General features: G+C 36.8%; 18 protein-coding genes. 15 read left to right on the top strand and 3 right to left on the bottom strand.

What is annotated here, in order from left to right; genetic code table 11:
• Positions 1 to 90 precede the first annotated feature (90 nt).
• The 7 genes from RCH13_RS06360 (at position 91) to RCH13_RS06330 (ending at position 6,627) form a co-directional block, all read left to right on the top strand.
• The gene (locus tag RCH13_RS06360; protein WP_326986397.1) at positions 91 to 756 is read left to right on the top strand and encodes a T9SS type A sorting domain-containing protein; all 666 of its coding nucleotides are present in this window, start codon (positions 91 to 93) and stop codon (positions 754 to 756) included.
• Positions 757 to 845: 89 nt separating this feature from the next.
• Positions 846 to 1,586 (top strand): hypothetical protein, encoded by a 741-nt coding sequence (locus RCH13_RS06355; protein WP_326986396.1) that lies wholly within the window; start codon positions 846 to 848, stop codon positions 1,584 to 1,586.
• An 11-nt stretch (positions 1,587 to 1,597) separates the two neighbouring features.
• Complete coding sequence (locus RCH13_RS06350; RefSeq protein WP_326986395.1) at positions 1,598 to 2,113, top strand: acyl-CoA thioesterase; 516 nt, start codon at positions 1,598 to 1,600, stop codon at positions 2,111 to 2,113.
• A 29-nt stretch (positions 2,114 to 2,142) separates the two neighbouring features.
• A complete protein-coding gene (locus RCH13_RS06345; RefSeq protein ID WP_326986394.1) occupies positions 2,143 to 3,078 on the top strand; it encodes a 2-hydroxyacid dehydrogenase in 936 nt (311 codons plus the stop codon).
• Positions 3,079 to 3,158: 80 nt separating this feature from the next.
• The gene (locus RCH13_RS06340) at positions 3,159 to 4,442 is read left to right on the top strand and encodes a serine hydrolase domain-containing protein (RefSeq protein ID WP_326986393.1); all 1,284 of its coding nucleotides are present in this window, start codon (positions 3,159 to 3,161) and stop codon (positions 4,440 to 4,442) included.
• Positions 4,443 to 4,471: 29 nt separating this feature from the next.
• Entirely contained in the window at positions 4,472 to 6,169 is a 1,698-nt protein-coding gene (locus tag RCH13_RS06335; RefSeq protein WP_326986392.1) for an Ig-like domain-containing domain, read from the top strand.
• Positions 6,169 to 6,627, top strand: a complete 459-nt coding sequence (locus tag RCH13_RS06330) for a heme-binding domain-containing protein (protein WP_326986391.1) — start codon at positions 6,169 to 6,171, stop codon at positions 6,625 to 6,627. The genes RCH13_RS06335 and RCH13_RS06330 overlap by 1 nt, the downstream gene beginning before the upstream one ends.
• A gap of 19 nt (positions 6,628 to 6,646) precedes the next feature.
• Here RCH13_RS06330 and RCH13_RS06325 read toward each other — a convergent pair whose 3' ends face one another.
• The 3 genes from RCH13_RS06325 to RCH13_RS06315 all read right to left on the bottom strand — a co-directional run bounded on the left by RCH13_RS06325 (position 6,647) and on the right by RCH13_RS06315 (position 8,694).
• Positions 6,647 to 6,976 carry a hypothetical protein gene (locus RCH13_RS06325; RefSeq protein WP_326986390.1) on the bottom strand — a complete coding sequence of 110 codons (330 nt, stop codon included), beginning with the start codon at positions 6,974 to 6,976 and terminating at the stop codon, positions 6,647 to 6,649.
• Positions 6,977 to 7,072: 96 nt separating this feature from the next.
• On the bottom strand, positions 7,073 to 7,888 hold the full coding sequence (gene panB, locus RCH13_RS06320; RefSeq protein WP_326986389.1) for a 3-methyl-2-oxobutanoate hydroxymethyltransferase: 816 nt from the start codon (positions 7,886 to 7,888) through the stop codon (positions 7,073 to 7,075).
• Between the two features lie 92 nt (positions 7,889 to 7,980).
• The gene (locus RCH13_RS06315) at positions 7,981 to 8,694 is read right to left on the bottom strand and encodes a Crp/Fnr family transcriptional regulator (protein WP_326986388.1); all 714 of its coding nucleotides are present in this window, start codon (positions 8,692 to 8,694) and stop codon (positions 7,981 to 7,983) included.
• A gap of 89 nt (positions 8,695 to 8,783) precedes the next feature.
• Between RCH13_RS06315 and RCH13_RS06310 the strand changes: the two genes are divergently transcribed.
• From RCH13_RS06310 to RCH13_RS06275, 8 genes are all read left to right on the top strand, one after another.
• On the top strand, positions 8,784 to 11,174 hold the full coding sequence (locus tag RCH13_RS06310) for a heavy metal translocating P-type ATPase (RefSeq protein ID WP_326986491.1): 2,391 nt from the start codon (positions 8,784 to 8,786) through the stop codon (positions 11,172 to 11,174).
• A 112-nt stretch (positions 11,175 to 11,286) separates the two neighbouring features.
• Entirely contained in the window at positions 11,287 to 11,493 is a 207-nt protein-coding gene (gene ccoS / locus RCH13_RS06305) for a cbb3-type cytochrome oxidase assembly protein CcoS (RefSeq protein ID WP_326986387.1), read from the top strand.
• Between the two features lies 1 nt (position 11,494).
• Positions 11,495 to 13,774: a cytochrome-c oxidase, cbb3-type subunit I gene (gene ccoN, locus RCH13_RS06300; RefSeq protein ID WP_326986386.1), complete on the top strand. Its 2,280-nt coding sequence runs from the start codon at positions 11,495 to 11,497 to the stop codon at positions 13,772 to 13,774.
• Positions 13,775 to 13,792: 18 nt separating this feature from the next.
• Positions 13,793 to 13,996: a cbb3-type cytochrome oxidase subunit 3 gene (locus tag RCH13_RS06295; protein ID WP_326986385.1), complete on the top strand. Its 204-nt coding sequence runs from the start codon at positions 13,793 to 13,795 to the stop codon at positions 13,994 to 13,996.
• 22 nt (positions 13,997 to 14,018) lie between these two features.
• A complete protein-coding gene (locus RCH13_RS06290) occupies positions 14,019 to 14,897 on the top strand; it encodes a c-type cytochrome (protein WP_326986384.1) in 879 nt (292 codons plus the stop codon).
• Between the two features lie 89 nt (positions 14,898 to 14,986).
• Positions 14,987 to 16,438, top strand: a complete 1,452-nt coding sequence (ccoG, locus tag RCH13_RS06285) for a cytochrome c oxidase accessory protein CcoG (protein ID WP_326986383.1) — start codon at positions 14,987 to 14,989, stop codon at positions 16,436 to 16,438.
• 5 nt (positions 16,439 to 16,443) lie between these two features.
• Positions 16,444 to 16,899, top strand: coding sequence for a FixH family protein (locus RCH13_RS06280; protein WP_326986382.1), 456 nt, complete (start codon positions 16,444 to 16,446; stop codon positions 16,897 to 16,899).
• Entirely contained in the window at positions 16,890 to 17,636 is a 747-nt protein-coding gene (locus RCH13_RS06275) for a sulfite exporter TauE/SafE family protein (RefSeq protein ID WP_326986381.1), read from the top strand. Before RCH13_RS06280 ends, RCH13_RS06275 begins: the two co-directional genes overlap by 10 nt.
• Positions 17,637 to 17,640 lie beyond the last annotated feature (4 nt).

Here is a 17,640-nt window from a genome sequence, read left to right as displayed (position 1 = left end):
TCCATTAGGAATTCGCATATTTTTTAAAGAATCACCATTTATATGAAAAATTGAGGTATTTTTGCCCTCTAATTTATAAACAAAATCATTATGAAAAAATTATTATTTTCTTTTGCATTGCTGGTATGTAGTTTCATGCTAAACGCGCAAATAACTGTTACCAGAGCAGGTAACACAATCACATTAACGACTCCAATTCCTGGAGCTGATTGGGGTTCGTCTCCGGTAAATTTGTATGCTTATGCAGAACCAACAGATACCACTCCAATGTCACCAGCAACGGTACAAATTTTAGGAAACTGGCCGGGTAAAGCCCTGACTGACAACGGAAACGGTACGTTCTCTGTTTCTGTAGATTTATCAACACAATTCCCTCCTGGAACTACCATCAACAATTTTAAATTTATCTATAACTCTCCAGACGGGTCGGGCGGTTACTATCAAAATCCTGCAGGCGGTTCTCCTGGTTTCAATATTACTGATCCAGCTCACGCAACGGGTTACTCTACGATTACATTAGCAACAACTAATTTATCTAATGCTAATAAGAGTTCATTCGTAGTAAATGGTCAACTTCGTACCTCCTTAAAAGGAGATATCGCTCTAGAGGTTTATGAGATGAGCGGAAAATTAATTAGATCTTTCAAAGCAGTTGCTACTGGAAACGCAATTGATTTAAACGTAACTAAAACAGGCACTTACTTAGTGAAAATTACTAACGGAGCTTCCCAAGAAATAGTAAAATTTGTAAAATAGAGATTCCACACACATTTGATTTAGGACTGCTTTTTGGCAGTCTTTTTTTGTTTTGATTAAATCCCGTAAAAAACATAAATTTGTGGCCTATGAATTTTTTCTCTCTCATTCTCGAATTTTTAAAGGCGAATGGTCAAGTTTCTTTCCGGGGTTTCGGAACTTTTCTGCTTAAGAGCACCGGCGCTTCTCTAGATCAGGAAATAAAAAGTATTTCTCCGCCTGGTAAAGAAATTGTGTTCGATGTAAATGCTGAAGATCACTCAGATGGATTTCTACAATTTATTAGCCAACAAAAGAACATTTCTTTGGCCGAAGCACAAGTGGAGATCGACAAGCAGGTTACATTTTGGAATACGACTTTAGAAAAAGAAAAAGAAGTTACGCTAGAGAATGTGGGGTCATTTTACCTTTCAGAAAGCACCTTGCATTTCACAGGGAAAAAAGTAGAAAATTCCTCCCCTGATTTTTACGGATTAGAAGAAATCAATCTTGCTGAAATTAAAAAAACCAGAAAATCTACTTCGAAAAAAGAAGAGAAAGAAGAATATCGATTTTCTTCTTCTATCTGGTGGATTATTTTGCTCTTCGCCGGAATTTCTGCCCTCACCTATTTTGGAATTACACAGCCAGAAACACTATTTAGCAAAAAATCTTTTCAAAATTTGCGCGAAGAGAAACCAGTACCTCAAAAAACGAATACCGCTGCAATTGAAAAAACACTCCTTGCCCTGCAAGATTCTGTAAGCCTATCGGCGAAAAATTTAGATTCCACGAGAATAGATTCCTTACAGTCGGTTTCAATTCCCCTTAAAAGCACTCCTAAAAAATAGTAACTCTCAACATGAAAAATGCTAAAAAATCAGCAGAATCCCTAACGATAATGACCAACATCGTTTTACCAAACGAAACCAACTCTTTGCGCAATCTTTTCGGTGGAGAACTTTTGGCAAAAATGGATCGTTGCGCCTCAATTTCTGCAGCCAGACATTGTGAAAGACGTGTGGTAACTGCTTCTGTCAATCATGTTTCATTTAACCATCCTATCCCTGAAGGGGGGATTGTGGTTTTAGAATCCAAAGTTTCCCGAGCTTTTTCTACTTCAATGGAAATTTATGTAGACGTTTGGTTAGATGATCCCATCAATCAGAAAAAAATTCACACGAATGAAGGAATTTACACCTTCGTAGCCGTAGATGAATTTAACCGTCCGATACCAATTCCAGAAATGATTCCAGAAACTGATTTGGAAAAAGTAAGATTTGATGCCGCACTAAGAAGAAAAGAACTTTCTCTTATATTGTCCGGAAGAATGAAAGCCGCAGATTCCATTGAATTGAAAAAATTATTCGGTAGCTAAAAATTTCAGTTTTCTACATTAATATTTATATGAAAATCCTCCTTTTAGATAAAAACCACTCTTTACTTAGAGACCAATTGTCTGCAAACAGGTTTTTAATAGAAGAAGATTTCACTTCTACTTATCAAGAAGTTCTAGAAAAAATTCACGAGTACCAAGGCATTATCATTAGGAGTAGAATTCCTTTGGATCAAAATTTATTGACCCACGCAAAAAATCTAAAATTTATCGCGCGAGTCGGAGCCGGAATGGAAAACATTGACGGTGAAGCCGCAGAAAAACTGGGAATCACTTTAATCAGTTCTCCCGAAGGAAACCGAGATTCCGTCGCTGAACATGTGGTGGGAATGCTCCTCATTTTATTGCACCGACTTTTCATTGCTTCCCACGAAGTGAAAAATGGAATCTGGAAACGTGAGGAAAATCGGGGAGATGAACTTTTGGGTAAAACTTTTGGAATCATAGGATATGGGAATATGGGCAGAGCTGTAGCGAAACGATTATGTGGTTTCGGTGTGAAAGTATTATTTCACGATATCAAACCAAATTTATCAGATGAATTTGGAACACAGGTTTCTTTGGAAATATTAAAAAAAGAAGCCGATATTTTAAGTTTACATCTGCCCATCACCGCAGAAACACATCATCTCATCAATGCAGAATTTATAGCGGAAATGAAAAAAGATTTCTATTTTATCAATACCGCACGCGGCAAAAATGTGGATACTTCAGCTTTAGTGAATGGGTTAAAAAAGGGTAAGGTAAAAGGCGCTTGTTTAGATGTATTAGAATATGAAAAAGCTTCCTTCGAAAAGCTGGAGACAGAAAATGAAGATTTGCGTTATCTTTTACACTCCGAGAAAACAGTCGTCACGCCACACATCGCAGGGTGGACGGTTCAAAGCAAAGAAAAGTTAGCCCAAGTCATCGTAGACAAAATTTTAGCCGCCTTTTCTCAATCTTAACAAATGTTTATGATTGTAGTTCTACTTATTTATTTCTAAAATCACTTATATTGCGGGGACTTTAGTTGAAAAAATGTAGAATGAATTTTTTAAAGTGTTTTTATTTTTCCCTTGTAGTACTCTTCGCCTTTAGTTCCTGTTCCAAGGAAAAAGGATCCTCAGATGAGACTGCAACAACCACTCTTCCCAACTTTGGCAACGTAGATTTAGATAATATTTTCCATCGGAAAGAAAATAAGCTGGAGAATAAAGATTCTTTGGTTGCTGTGCTGGACAATTACTATAAAAACGTCTGGGAAAAAGGAGGATTATGGGGTGGATTTTTAGTCGCGAAAGGTGATAAAATATTATATGAAGGCTATTCTGGTTATGCACAAGATCAAAATCAAGAACCGATTAATGATACCATCGCGCTGCATGTAGCTTCCATTTCTAAATCCCTCACGGCGATGGCAACTTTAAAGTTGGTGGCGGCAGGCAAAATAAAAATGGATGATCATTTAACTCAATATTTTCCCGGTTTTCCCTATCCGAAAGTCACCGTTTTCACTTTACTATCACAAAGAAGCGGATTGCCAAAATATGAGTACGTCATCGAGAAAATTAAACCTGCTCCCGCCGAACTTTCTAAGGAATACTTGACTAATCAGGATATTTTAAATCTCTTAATTCGTTACAAACCAGAACTTTCCCGAGAGACTGATACGGGTTTTATGTACTGCAACACTAACTATGCACTTTTGGCTTTGCTCATCGAAAAAGTGACCAAAACTCCTTTCCCAAAAGCAATGAATCAAATGATTTTCAAACCTTTAAAAATGAAAAATTCCTTCATTCTTCAAGAAAAAGATCTGGAAAGGGCAGCGAAATCTTTTTATCAGCAAGGTCCCAGAGTATATCCCTATGATCGCTTAGATTTAATTGTGGGCGACAAAAACGTCTACACCACACCCCGCGATTTATTAAATTTTTCCAAAGCGATGTATGCTAAAAACTTTTTGCCTTTAGATTTACATGACCAAATTTTTCAGCCCTATTCTAATGAAAGACCTGGCGTGAATAATTATGGACTCGGTTTCCGCATGAAAATTTTTGATAATGGAGAAAAACTAACCTATCATAATGGATGGTGGCACGGAACGAATTCAGTTTTTGCGCATCTTTTAAAATCAAATGTAACCATTATTGCGATTGGTAATAAATATTCCCGACGTGTCTATTCTGCTTTAGCTTTATCTGGTCTTTTTGAAAATTTCCCCTCTGAAATTGAAAAATTTAACAAAGAAATGAATCAGAGTGATCCCCTGACAAATTCTGGAGCAAAAGACACCCTGAAAGAAGGTAATGATGCCTACAGCGAATAATTTTTAGTAATTTTGTCTAAATATTTTTAATGAAGAAGCTTTTTCTGCTTTTCCTTTTTACCGTACTTCTATTTTCCTGTGCAAGGGTTGGTTCGCCTGTCGGTGGAGATAAAGACACTATTCCACCCACGGTGATCGGAAGCAACATAGACAGTTCCCGTGTGAATGTCTCCAGAAATATCAGGGAACTGCGCATTGATTTTGATGAGTATATCAACCTGCGAGAAATCAATAAGCAACTTATTATTTCGCCACCGTTGCAAAAAATGACAAAAATTCTTCCTTCGGGGATTCCTAATAAATTTTTGCTTATCAAATGGGAAGATACTTTACAAGCCAATAAGACTTATAATTTTAATTTTGGAAATGCAATTGTAGATAACAATGAGGCAAATCCTTTGCAATACTACAACTTTGCTTTTTCTACGGGCGAAAAAATTGATGACTTCTACATCAGTGGGGAAGTGAAAGATTTCTTAAGTAGTTCCAAAAATCAATCAGAAGATTCCAAGGTGGTCGTCGGACTGTATCAGGAAAAAGATTCCATGGATTACCGGCAAAAGCCTTATTATATTACAAAAGCTGACCCTGATGGCTATTTTGAACTGAATTATTTGTCGCCGGGGGATTATAGAATTGTAGCTTTCGAAGACAGCAATTCCAATTCGGTGTATGATAATGGAAAGGAAAATGTTGCCTTTCAAAAAGAAAAAATAACGCTGGACAAAAGTATTTCTGGTTTAAATTTAAACTTGTACCCTTCTAGAAAGCCCACCAAATACTTAGAAATGGCGGAAGTTCCAGGTGGAATTCTCATGACTTTTGAGGGAAATCCAGGGGCGGTAAAAGTGCTTTCTGTTACGGATAAACTGCAAGATTACAAAGTAACGCAACAGCCAAAATCTGATTCTGTCTACGTATGGTTTGATGCGAAAAAGCAAAACTTAGGAATCACGGGTAGCGATAATATTAAATTGAGCTACGATGACGGTTTTAAACAAGATACCGTTTCTGTCTTTTACCGCTACAATGTAAAAAATGAAATGTCAATTTCTAATACGAAAGGAAATTTGCTCGCGCCAAACAAAGACTTTATAATTACTTCCAATTACTTTGTAGATAAGATTGATACGCAAAACTGGACTTTGATTTCAGACAGTATTCGTCAGGATTTCACCGCAGAAATTAATACCGACAATCCATTTGAGGTTCGCGTAAAAAGTGATTTTAAAGAAGGAAAAAAATATTCGCTCACGGTTCAGAAAGAGAGTGTCTCTTCCTTTTATGAGATGATTACTAAATCTTATCGTTTTGATTTTGAAGCAGATAAAATAGAAAACTACGGTTCTCTACTCCTCACCTTAGAAAATCCGCCGACTCAGAAATTTTGGGTGCAGTTTTTAAGTGAAAGCAATAGCGTGGTTTACTCCCGCTATGGAATGGATAATCCGCTTACTTTCACTTCTTTAAAACCTGGAAAGTACAGGCTCAGAATATTGGTGGATGAAAACGAAAACGGTGTTTGGGACGGAGCTGATTTCGCGCAGGGTTCTTTCGCGGAACAGGTCTATCTGTTTGATAAATTAATTGAAGTAAGACCGCTCTGGGAAATTAGGGAAACTTGGAATTTAACACCAGAGATTATTACGCCTTCAACCGAACTCGTTCCAGCGCAATCAGTAGGTTCAAAAACTCCAATTCAGCCACCATCTTCAGAAAATAAATAGTGAAAATATTTACTAAAATTGTCTATTGGTTTCTAATTGTGACCGCCTTGATCCAGTTTATTCCAGTGGATAGAATTAATAAACCCGTGGATCAGAAAGTTGATTTCGTGCGGGTTTTAAATACGCCGACCAATGTGCAGCAAATCTTAAGAAAGGCTTGTTATGATTGTCACAGTAATGAAACTGTTTATCCAGATTATGCCTATGTTGCACCTATTTCTTGGTCCATAAAAAACCATGTGAATGAAGGGAGAAAATATTTAAACTTTTCCGAATGGGGAGCATTAAATAAAGATCTACAAAAAGGAATGCTGAAAAACTCTGCAAGCACCATCAAAGATTATTCTATGCCAATGGCCGGTTATATTGCCCAACACCCACAAGCGAACCTGACCAAGGCAGAACGCGTTTTGTTAGTGAATTACTTCGAAAAGATTTTGGCTGAAGGAAAGTACTAGCGCGTATTTTCTAAAAAAGTTACGATCGCGTAATTTTTGGTTTCCCTACAATAGAGAGAATTACCCCTGCAAAAAGACCAATCGTTTTAATCATTTCCAATTGGGAATCTTGACGCATAAAAGCACCCACTACACATAAAGCAGCTGCGGCGTACATCGGATAAAGAAAGTTTCTGTTGGATAAGGTAGGCGCTTGAAAAAAGAAGCTCATCCCAATTAAAAGGTAAAATAATCGGTTGTACAGAAATTCATTAATTTCTGGGGAGAAGATTTTAAAGAATCCTGCCACCAAGCAAATTAATGCGGCGATGGAGAGTACTCCTTGGATTGTAGAGGTATTGGTTTTCATATTTTTTATTTTATTTTTCTGGGTAAAAAGCCAAGCTAGAATTTGATTTAAAAGTTAGCTGAATACAAAAAAAAAGTGCGAGGATTAAAAGGAAATTTAATAACTTTCTTGGTCATTGGGAAATTCTGCGGATTTTACATCCTTTACATATTGGGAAACGGCACCCGTAATTTCCGAATATAAATCAAGATATCTTCTTAAAAATTTAGGGGAGAAATCTTTGTTCATTCCCACCATATCGTGATAAACCAAAACCTGCCCATCGCAATCTGCACCCGCACCAATTCCGATGGTCGGAATAGATATATTTTCGGAAACCATTTTTGCCAATTTTGCGGGAATCTTCTCCAGCACAATTGCAAAACAGCCTAATTCTTCTAAAAGTTTTGCGTCTTTTAATAACTTGTCTGCTTCATCTTCTTCTTTGGCCCGAACTTTATACGTTCCAAACTGATAGATGGATTGTGGGGTTAATCCCAAATGGCCCATTACAGGAATTCCAGCATTCACAATTTTTTTAATAGAATCTTCTACCTCACTTCCACCTTCAAGTTTAATGGCGTGTGCTTGAGACTCTTTCATAATTCGCACCGCAGATTCTAAAGCCTTTTCAGAATTACTTTGGTAACTTCCGAAAGGTAAATCTACTACCACTAAAGCGCGCTCCACCCCACGAACTACACATTGAGCATGGTAAATCATATGGTCCAAAGTAATGGGCAAAGTTGTTTCAAATCCCGCCATCACATTAGAGGCAGAATCACCTACTAAAATGGCGTCAATCCCACCTGCATCCACCATTTTTGCTGTCGTAAAATCATAAGCAGTAAGCATGGTGATTTTCTCTTTGTCGAATTTCATTTTTCGCAAAGTTTCTGTGGTGATTTTTTTTATCTCAAAATGTACAGACATAATTTGGTGATGTGGTGATTATTAGATTTTATAATGTGATGCTGAGAAAATATGATAATGGCTTAATTCTAGCACATTTTCAAATGAGCATGTTACATGATAACGTGACCTAACTTTATGAGTTTATCGCGGTTTAATATTTTAATATTCCTCCCTTCTACTTCAATCAATTCGTCTTGCTTAAATTCAGAAATTAAGCGAATTGCACTTTCTGTAGCGGTTCCAATGATGTTGGCGATCTCTTCCCTGGTCAAAGATATTTTGATAAAACCTTCAGGATCAGTTCCTAACTTTTGTTCCAGAAGTAATAAAATCTCGGCTAAACGCTCGCGAACTGTTTTTTGTGCCAGAAAAGTCACAGTATTAGAAGATTCTCCCAATTCGAAAGCTATTTTCTGTAACATTACGAAGGATAATTTCGGCACAATTTCCAATAAATGCAAAAATAAGTCAGAGGGTAAAAAAGTAGTTTCCAATTCCGTCATGGCTTCTGCTTTCGCCTGTAAATTCTCTCCACAAAGCAACGATCGATATCCAATTAAATCTCCTTCTCTGATGAATCTAAGAATTTGTTCTTTTCCATAAACGCCTTGTTTAGAAAGTTTCGCTGTTCCTTTTTGAACAAAATACACCCCTTTTGGAGTGTCACCATCCTCGAAAATAGTTTCCCCTTTATGAAATTTCAAATGCTGTTTTGCAGCCATATATTTTTGAAAATCTACTTCGGGAAGCGCTTCACGAAAAAAATCTTCATTGAACACTTTCTGTAAATTTTCTTCGATCAGGTTTTGTTTTTCTAAGGACATTGTAATGACATTTATCAGCAAAAATAGAATATTTGAACCCTAAACACAAGTTTATTTGTCATAATTTTGCATGTTGAATTATGAGTAAAGTGTCAGAAAACTGTTTTCATTGCGGACAACCAATTGTCCTAGAGCGGATCTCCTTTGAGGAGAAAGTTTTTTGTTGCAATGGCTGTAAATCGGTTTTTGAAATTTTACACTTTAATAATTTAGGTGATTTTTACGAGCTTAATAAACAGGCGGGGATTCGGCCAAATGTGGACAATACTTCGCAGTATGATTATTTGGATACGCCAGAAATCTTCAATAAAGTAACCGATTTTTCGGAAGGCAATACGAGTCTTGTTACCTTCAAAATACCCGTGATTCACTGTTCTTCTTGTATCTGGCTATTAGAAAGTCTCCATACACTCAATAAGAACATTAATTATTCACAGGTCAATTTCACGCGAAAAAATGTTCAAATTTCCTTTAATCACAATGAGTTAAAGTTAAGTGAACTTGCAAAATTCCTCATGAATTTAGGATATAAACCTGTTATCAATTTAGAAACTGCAGATAAAAAAGAAGAGTTTTTGGACAAAACTTTAATTGTAAAACTGGCGATTGCTGGATTTTCTTTCGGAAACGGGATGTTTTTTTCCTATCCAGAATATGCGGCGGATTTAATGGGAACCAGCGATTATTACTGGGAGAATTACAAGCATCTTTTCAGGTTTATTATGTTTTTATTGGCCACTCCTGTGGTGTTTTATTCCGCTTCAGATTATTTTACATCAGCTTGGTACGGACTGAAAAACAAAATTGTAAATATTGACGTCCCCATCGTTTTAGGAATTTTAATGCTTTATGGTCGAAGTATTTACGAAATCTTGACCGATTACGGTGGAGGATATTTTGACACCTTGTGTGGTCTTTTATTCTTCATGTTGATGGGTAAACTTTTCCAAAAACGTACGTATAGTGCATTGGCGTACGACAGAGATTACAAGTCATTCTATCCGATCGCAGTTACAAAAGTAGATTTCGATGGTAAACAAGATAATATTTTACTTTCTGATTTAAATATTGGCGATCGAATAATGGTTCGTAATCAAGAAATCATTCCTGTAGATGCCGTCTTAATCAATGGTGAAGGAAATATAGACAACAGTTTTATTACGGGCGAAAGCGCCTCTATCCCGAAAAAACCGGGAGATAAAATATTTGCGGGTGGCAAACAACTGGGGTCAGCGCTGGAATTGGAAGTGATTAAAACTGTAAATCAAAGTTATCTGACTCAACTTTGGAACAAAGAAGCTTTTAAAAAACATGAAACAGGTCTCGATACCTTAACCAATGAAATTTCCAAATATTTCACCTTTATCATTCTAGGAATAACTTTAATCGCCGGAATTTATTGGGGAAGAATAGATTTTGAAAAGATGTTTCAAGTGGTTGCTGCCATTTTGATTATTGCTTGTCCGTGCGCGTTGGCATTATCTGCACCCTTCACATTCGGTCACGTAATGCGGATTTTGGGTCGCAATAAATTTTACGTAAAAGACACATTGACCATCGAGAAAATTTCTAAGATTGACACTTTGGTCTTTGACAAAACGGGAACTATTACGCATCATAAAAAGTCAAATATCACTTATGAAGGTGCTGAAATTGCAGATTTTGATTTAAAAAATATTAAAAATCTATTAAAGAACTCAAATCATCCTTTGTCGAAATCATTATATCAATTCATCAAAATTAATGACGAGCAGTTTCCAGTTGAAAATTTTATCGAAATTCCCGGGAAAGGTTATTTGGCAAATATTCGTGGAACAACCTACAAAATTGGATCGGCCAAAATGGTCGGAGAGCAGTCCAAAAACCTGGAAACTGCCGTATATATTAGCAGTAATGAAAAATTTCTAGGGAAATTCTCTTTTAAAAATGAATACCGCGAAGATTTAAATTCTCTATTTAAAACGCTTGATGGATATAAGGTTCACATTTTGAGTGGAGACAATTCTTCCGAAGAAGATATTTTGCGGAAAATGATTCCATCCGCAACCGGAATGGCCTTTAACCAAAGTCCAGAGGATAAACTGAACTACATTAAAAACTTACAGGATCAGAAGGAAAAAGTTGCCATGTTCGGAGATGGATTAAATGATGCTGGAGCACTGAAACAGAGCAATGTAGGAATCGCGATTGCAGACGACACGAACTCTTTCACCCCTTCTTCAGATGTCATTATGGCTGGAGATAAATTGGTGGATTTTGATCATTATATCAAATTCAGCAAGGATGCCATGACCATTGTAAAACTCACTTTTGGGATTAGTTTTATGTACAACATCATAGGTTTAGGATTTGCCGTGACGGGACACATGTCTCCGCTTTTTGCTGCGATTTTAATGCCGATAAGTTCCATTACGGTGGTCGCCTTCACCTCAATAGCAACTTGGTGGCGAAGCATGAAATATTTTAAACTGAATACCTAGAAATAAAGGCCTTATTTAGAAATAATTTAAATTAACTGAATTTAACAATAGGTGATGAATATCATAAATTTTAAGTAAATTTGGTGCTCTGATTTGGTAAATTTGCATTCTCATGGATATATTATACTTAATGATTTTGTGTAGCGTTTTATTAGCTGCAGTTTTTTTAGTCATTTTTATAATAAGTGCGAGAAACGGACAATTTGAAGATGATGAATCCCCGGCGGTACGGATACTTTTAGACTCAGAAATCATAAAAGATCAACCGCAAACCAAAGAAATTTTAGAAGAAAATAAAGAAGTTAAAAGTGATAAGTAATATGGAGACACAAAAATTTAGTTATGACAACAATATCGTGCGTGCATTTCTTTATGCAACCGTAGTTTTCGGACTTATCGGTTTTTTATTAGGACTTACTGCAGCATTATTGATGTTTTACCCTGAGCTTCCGGAATATCTTTTCGGGACAGATGATGCTACTATTGCAAGTTTGCAGAGTGGTAATCTGCAGGGTTTAATAAATACACATGGTGCTTTTGGTTTTGGCCGAATCAGAATGCTGCACACCAGTGCGGTAATTTTCGCATTTGTATGTAACGGATTTTTTGCAGGAGCCTATTACTCCTTGCAGAGACTCTTAAAAACCAGAATGTACAGCGACACCCTTTCTTGGATTCACTTCTGGGGATGGCAATTAATGATTATAGCGGTGGTGATTACCTTCTTAATGGGAATAAACACTTCCAAAGAATACGCAGAACATGAATGGCCAATTGATATTTTAATCACGGTGATTTGGGTTATTTTCGGAATCAATATGATCGGGACTATTGCGATTAGAAGAGTTCGGCATTTGTACGTAGCTATTTGGTTCTACCTTGGAACTTGGGTTGCTATCGCAATGTTACACATTTTCAACAATTTAGAAGTTCCGTTAACATTTACTGGGTGGAAATCTTACTCCGCTTACGCTGGTGTTAAAGATGCTTTGGTTCAATGGTGGTATGGACATAATGCAGTAGCATTTGTTTTAACAACACCTGTTCTTGGTCTGATGTATTATTTCCTACCAAAAGCGGCTAATCGTCCAGTATTTTCTTATAAATTATCAATTATTCACTTTTGGTCTTTGATCTTCGTTTATATTTGGGCGGGACCACACCACTTGCAGTACACTGCAATTCCAGGTTGGGCTCAAGCTTTAGCAACAGGTTTCTCCATCATGCTAATCGCACCATCTTGGGGTGGAATGCTTAATGGTTTATTAACTTTAAGAGGAGCCTGGGATAAAGTGAGAGAAAATCCAGTATTGAAATTCTTTGTAGTGGCAATTACCTGTTATGGTATGGCAACTTTCGAAGGTCCATTATTGGCAACTAAAACTTTAAACAAAATTGGTCACTACACGGATTGGGTAATTGGTCACGTTCACGTAGGAGCATTAGGATGGAATGGCTTCATGACCTTTGGTATGATCTATTATTTACTGCCAATTATGTGGAGAACCAAAATTTGGTCTGTGAAATTAGCAAACTGGCACTTTTGGTTAGGAACTTTAGGAATTATTTTTTACGCTGTTCCTTTGTACATCGCAGGATTTACACAAGGGTTAATGTGGAAACAATTTAATCCAGACGGAACATTATTGTACAAAAACTGGTTAGATACAGTAACGGCAATTATCCCTTACTATCAAATGAGATTTGTAGGTGGATTGCTTTATATTTCAGGTGCAATTTTAATGTGTGTGAATGTAGTAGCAACGGTGCGAAATGGATCTTTCCAGAAAGAAGTTCCAGCAGAAGCTCCGCCATTGGCAGACGTTACAAAGAAAAGAAAAGAAGGAGAAGGATTTCACCTTTGGTTGGAGAGAACTCCACTTTTATTAACGGTCTTGTCATTCGTTGCAGTTTCAATTGGAGGTATGGTACAGATTATTCCAACCCTAACTATTAAAGAAAATGTACCTACAATAGCAGCAGTGAAACCTTATTCACCGCTAGAATTAGAAGGTAGAGATTTATACATTAGAGAAGGATGTAACTCTTGTCACTCTCAAATGATTAGACCTTTCCGGGATGAAGTGGTTCGATTTAACGGTAAAAATGGACAGTATTCCAAAGCAGGAGAGTTTATTTATGATAGACCATTCCTTTGGGGATCGAAAAGAACAGGACCAGATTTGCATAGAGAAGGAGGTAAAAACCCAAGTTCATGGCATTACAAGCACATGCTGAATCCTAGAGTTACTTCCGCCGGATCTATTATGCCAAGATATCCTTGGTTAATCTCAAGAGATTTAGACAGAAGCCAAATGGTAGATAAAATCAAACTCATGAAAAATGTTTTTGATGTTCCCTACACACAAGCTCAGGTGGACTCTGCAGATGTTTGGGCAGATAATCAGGCAAGCGCAATTGTAAAAGATATTTACGCAGAAGCAGCTGATGTGAAACAAGCTTACGCAGAAAGGAAAGCGAGAGATGGTGAAAACTTTGTTCCATTAGAGAAAAAAGAGATTATTGCTTTAATTGCTTACTTGCAACGTTTAGGTACGGATATTAAAACAACAGAAATTAAAACTGCCAGTACAAATTAATCCGCAAAAGAAAAACGTATGATACCGCAAAGTGTAAAAGATATTTTATCAAATGGAAGTAATGTTGGTTTTTACCAAACATTAGCCATGTTATTTTTTCTGCTCCTTTTTGTAGGTATTGTGTGGTACGTGTTCTCCCGGTCCAAGAGGCATTACGATGACGTAGCAAACGCTCCTTTAGATGATCCTTTAGATGATGGCACTGATCAGAAAAATTTGTAATTTTATATAAAATTTAGCTCATATGAAACCAAGAACTCCCGTTTACATAACGATCGCTATTATACTCGCAATTCTTTTTATTGTGTATTATATGTTCGTGCCGAATTCATCTTTCTTTTCGTCACCTTATTTTTGGGGAACAGTTGTCATCAGTACAATTCTGACATTAATCCACAACTCCATTGGTGATCTAATCGAAAATGATAAGTTTAAAAAACTAACGGACGTAGAGAAATTAGCGTACGTTGAGGAAAAAAACAAGCCTTATTTTAAAGGGTTGTATGATAGTGCATTTAAGAAGCAGACCGCTACTACCGAGCAAGACATTTTAATAGATCACGGTTTTGATGGTATTATGGAATTAGATAATCAACTGCCAAAATGGTGGTTAGGATTATTTTATTTTGGGGTTGCTTACTGTATCGTTTATATGATCTCTTTCTTCCTCACGGATTTTGCTGATACTAAAGTAGAATATGATGAAGAGTACAAAGCGCAAACAGCAAGTATTGCAGAGTACATGAAGAACACGCCGCCACCAACTATTGAGAATGCAGCTTTCTCGGCAGACAATATAGAAGCAGGACAAGAAGTTTTTAAAACAAACTGTGTTTCTTGTCATGGAGAAGGAGGAAAAGGTGGAATTGGTCCTAACTTAACAGATAATTCTTGGATCAACCAGCCCGAGAAAACATTATTTAAAAACGTGTTCCAAATGGTAGAGAATGGATCTCCAAATAATCCAGCAATGCAAGCTTTTGGGAAAAACGGAATTATTAATGGATTTGATATTCAAAATGTAGCTGCTTATATTTATCACATTAATCAGGAACTGAAACCGCTTACTCCGGCAGATGGAGCTGCTGCTCCGCAGGGAACTCCAGCGAACTGGGAGAAATAAATTAAAAACAAAAATATCTTTTGAAACATAACTCGAAATTCCAGTATATACCAGAATTCGAGTTATGTTTTTTTTTATAGGTTATATTCATGGACAAAATAGATGACAAATTTCAAGGTGGACAAGGACAAGTAATCGCTGCAGAAACATTTCGTGATTCTGTAGGAACAATGGATGAAACGGGTAAAAGAAGATGGATTTTTCCCCGCAAGCCAAAAGGTAAATTCACCAATTATCGAACCTTAGTCGCTTACGTTCTTTTATGTCTTTTTTTCGCGCTGCCTTTCATTAAAATTAATGGAAATCCTTTTCTTCTAATTAATGTGGTAGAAAGACATTTTTATGTCTTCGGGCAGCCTTTTTATCCTCAAGATTTCTTCATCTTAGCCTTGGGAGCCATCACATCCATTGTATTTATTATATTATTTACTGTGGTTTTCGGCCGAATTTTTTGTGGATGGATTTGTCCGCAGACCATCTTTTTGGAAATGGTATTCCGAAAAATTGATTATGCAATTGAAGGCGACCGTAATAAACAAATGAAATTGGACCGCCAAGAATGGAATTCCGAAAAAATCTGGAAAAGATCTTTGAAATGGTCAATTTATATGATCATTTCGTTAGTCATCACGCACTGGATGTTTATGTACATTGTGGGCTATCAAGAAGTTTTTGACATGATCAAAGAAGGACCGTTCACCAACTTCGCAAGTTTTTTGGTGATGGTAATTTTCACTGGTGCATTTTATTTTACGTTTGCTTGGTTTCGGGAACAAGTTTGTACCCTCGTTTGTCCTTACGGTAGATTGCAAGGTGTTCTTATTGACAAACAAACCATCAATGTATATTACGATTTTAAAAGAGGTGAAAATCGTTCGAAATGGAGAAAAGGAGAAGATCGAAAAGCAGAAGGAAAAGGTGATTGTATCGATTGTAACCAATGTGTGGTTGTTTGTCCAACGGGAATAGACATCCGCGATGGTCAACAATTAGAATGCGTAAACTGCACCGCGTGTATCGACGCATGTGATGAAGTCATGGTAAAAACTGGACTTCCACCAGGATTGATCAGATATGCAACGGAAGATGAGATTGAAAAAGAAATCCCTTTCCGATTTACGAATAGAATGAAAGCGTATTCTTTCGTCTTGGCTTTAATGGTAGCTTTCTTAGGATTTTTATTGTATAACAGAGGAACAGTAGAGGCGAAATTTATAAAGCCTGCAGGTTCATCATATTTCGTGAGAGACGGAAAAATCACCAATACATACAGCTACACTTTCTTAAACAAAGGAAATGTAGATGAATTAATGACCATCAAAATCTTGGAACCACAACATGGTGAAATCAGCTTGAGTGGAACCGATAAAATATTAATTAAAAAGGGCGAAATCACTAAAGGAACGGTCAACATCAGTTTTCCAGAAAAAGAAATTGAGTTATCTAAACAAAACATAGAAATTGGAGTTTATGATAAAAACGGAAAAATGCTGGATAGTTTCAAAACCTTTTTCGAAGGACCCTTCAAACTACAATTCTAACATACATGTTTAAAAAATTTAATTGGGGACACGGAATCGTACTGGGACTGGGCTCATTTATCGCCTTCATCTTATTTATGATTTTAATTTTCCCCAGCGGACAGCAAAATGCAGAAATGGTGACAGATGATTATTATTCTGAAGAATTGAAATATCAAGAAGTTATAGACGCAAAAAGAAATGCAGAAACTTTAACAGAACTCCCCGCTTACAAACAATTGGCGAGTGGCATAACAATAGACTTTCCAGCAAGTATTTCTCCAGATGAATCCAAAGTGCACTTCGATATGTACCGCACGAATGACAGTAACCTGGATGTAAAAAAAGACATCATACTAGATGGTCAAAAATCTTTTAGCATCCCAAAACAAGTTATTTCTGCGGGTTCTTATACTTTAAAAGTGAAATGGCAAGTCGATAAAAAACCCTATCAATTGGATTACGACGTTCAATGGAATTAACCCTCATTATATCAGCGGTTGGATTGGGATTCGCCTCAGGATTCCATTGTGTCGGTATGTGTGGACCTATCGCGTTATCTTTGGGTTTAACGAAGAAACAAGCCACCAATTATTATCTGCAAAACTTAACGTATCAGTTCGGTAGAATTGTGACGTATTCATTTTTAGGAGCGGTTTTGGGTATTGTGGGTCAAGGTTTTGCCATGGCTGGATTTCAACAATATTTAACGATTGGAGTTGGAATTCTTTTAATTGTAATGGCGCTTTTTTCTTTCGGTGGTAAAGATTTCACCTCCAAAATTCCTTTTCTATCAAAGTTTTTACTCAAAGTTAAAATGAACTTAGGTCGTTTGCTTCAGAAAGCGGATTATAGATCTCGTTTCAGTACGGGTATTCTCAATGGATTTCTCCCGTGTGGAATGGTTTATATGGCGCTAACCGCAAGTTTAGCCTCTGGTGGAATTTGGCAAAGTGCAACATTTATGGCGCTTTTCGGACTTGGAACGTTACCCTTTATGTTTGCTATTGTGCTCCTCGGAAATTTAATGACTTCTGCTTTCAGAATAAAAATTTTGAAATTTGTTCCAGTGATGATGATCCTTTTGGGCGGTCTTTTCATTCTCCGTGGACTTGAAATCGGTATTCCTTACATCTCTCCGAAAAAGGAAGCCTTGCAAATTCATCACGCCGATGATTGCAAAAATCATGACCATGGTAGTATGGAATCTTGCCATTAATTAC

The organism is Chryseobacterium sp. MP_3.2 (genome assembly GCF_035984805.1).
Lineage (GTDB): Bacteria > Bacteroidota > Bacteroidia > Flavobacteriales > Weeksellaceae > Kaistella.
This window is presented reverse-complemented; position numbering and strand designations above follow the sequence as displayed.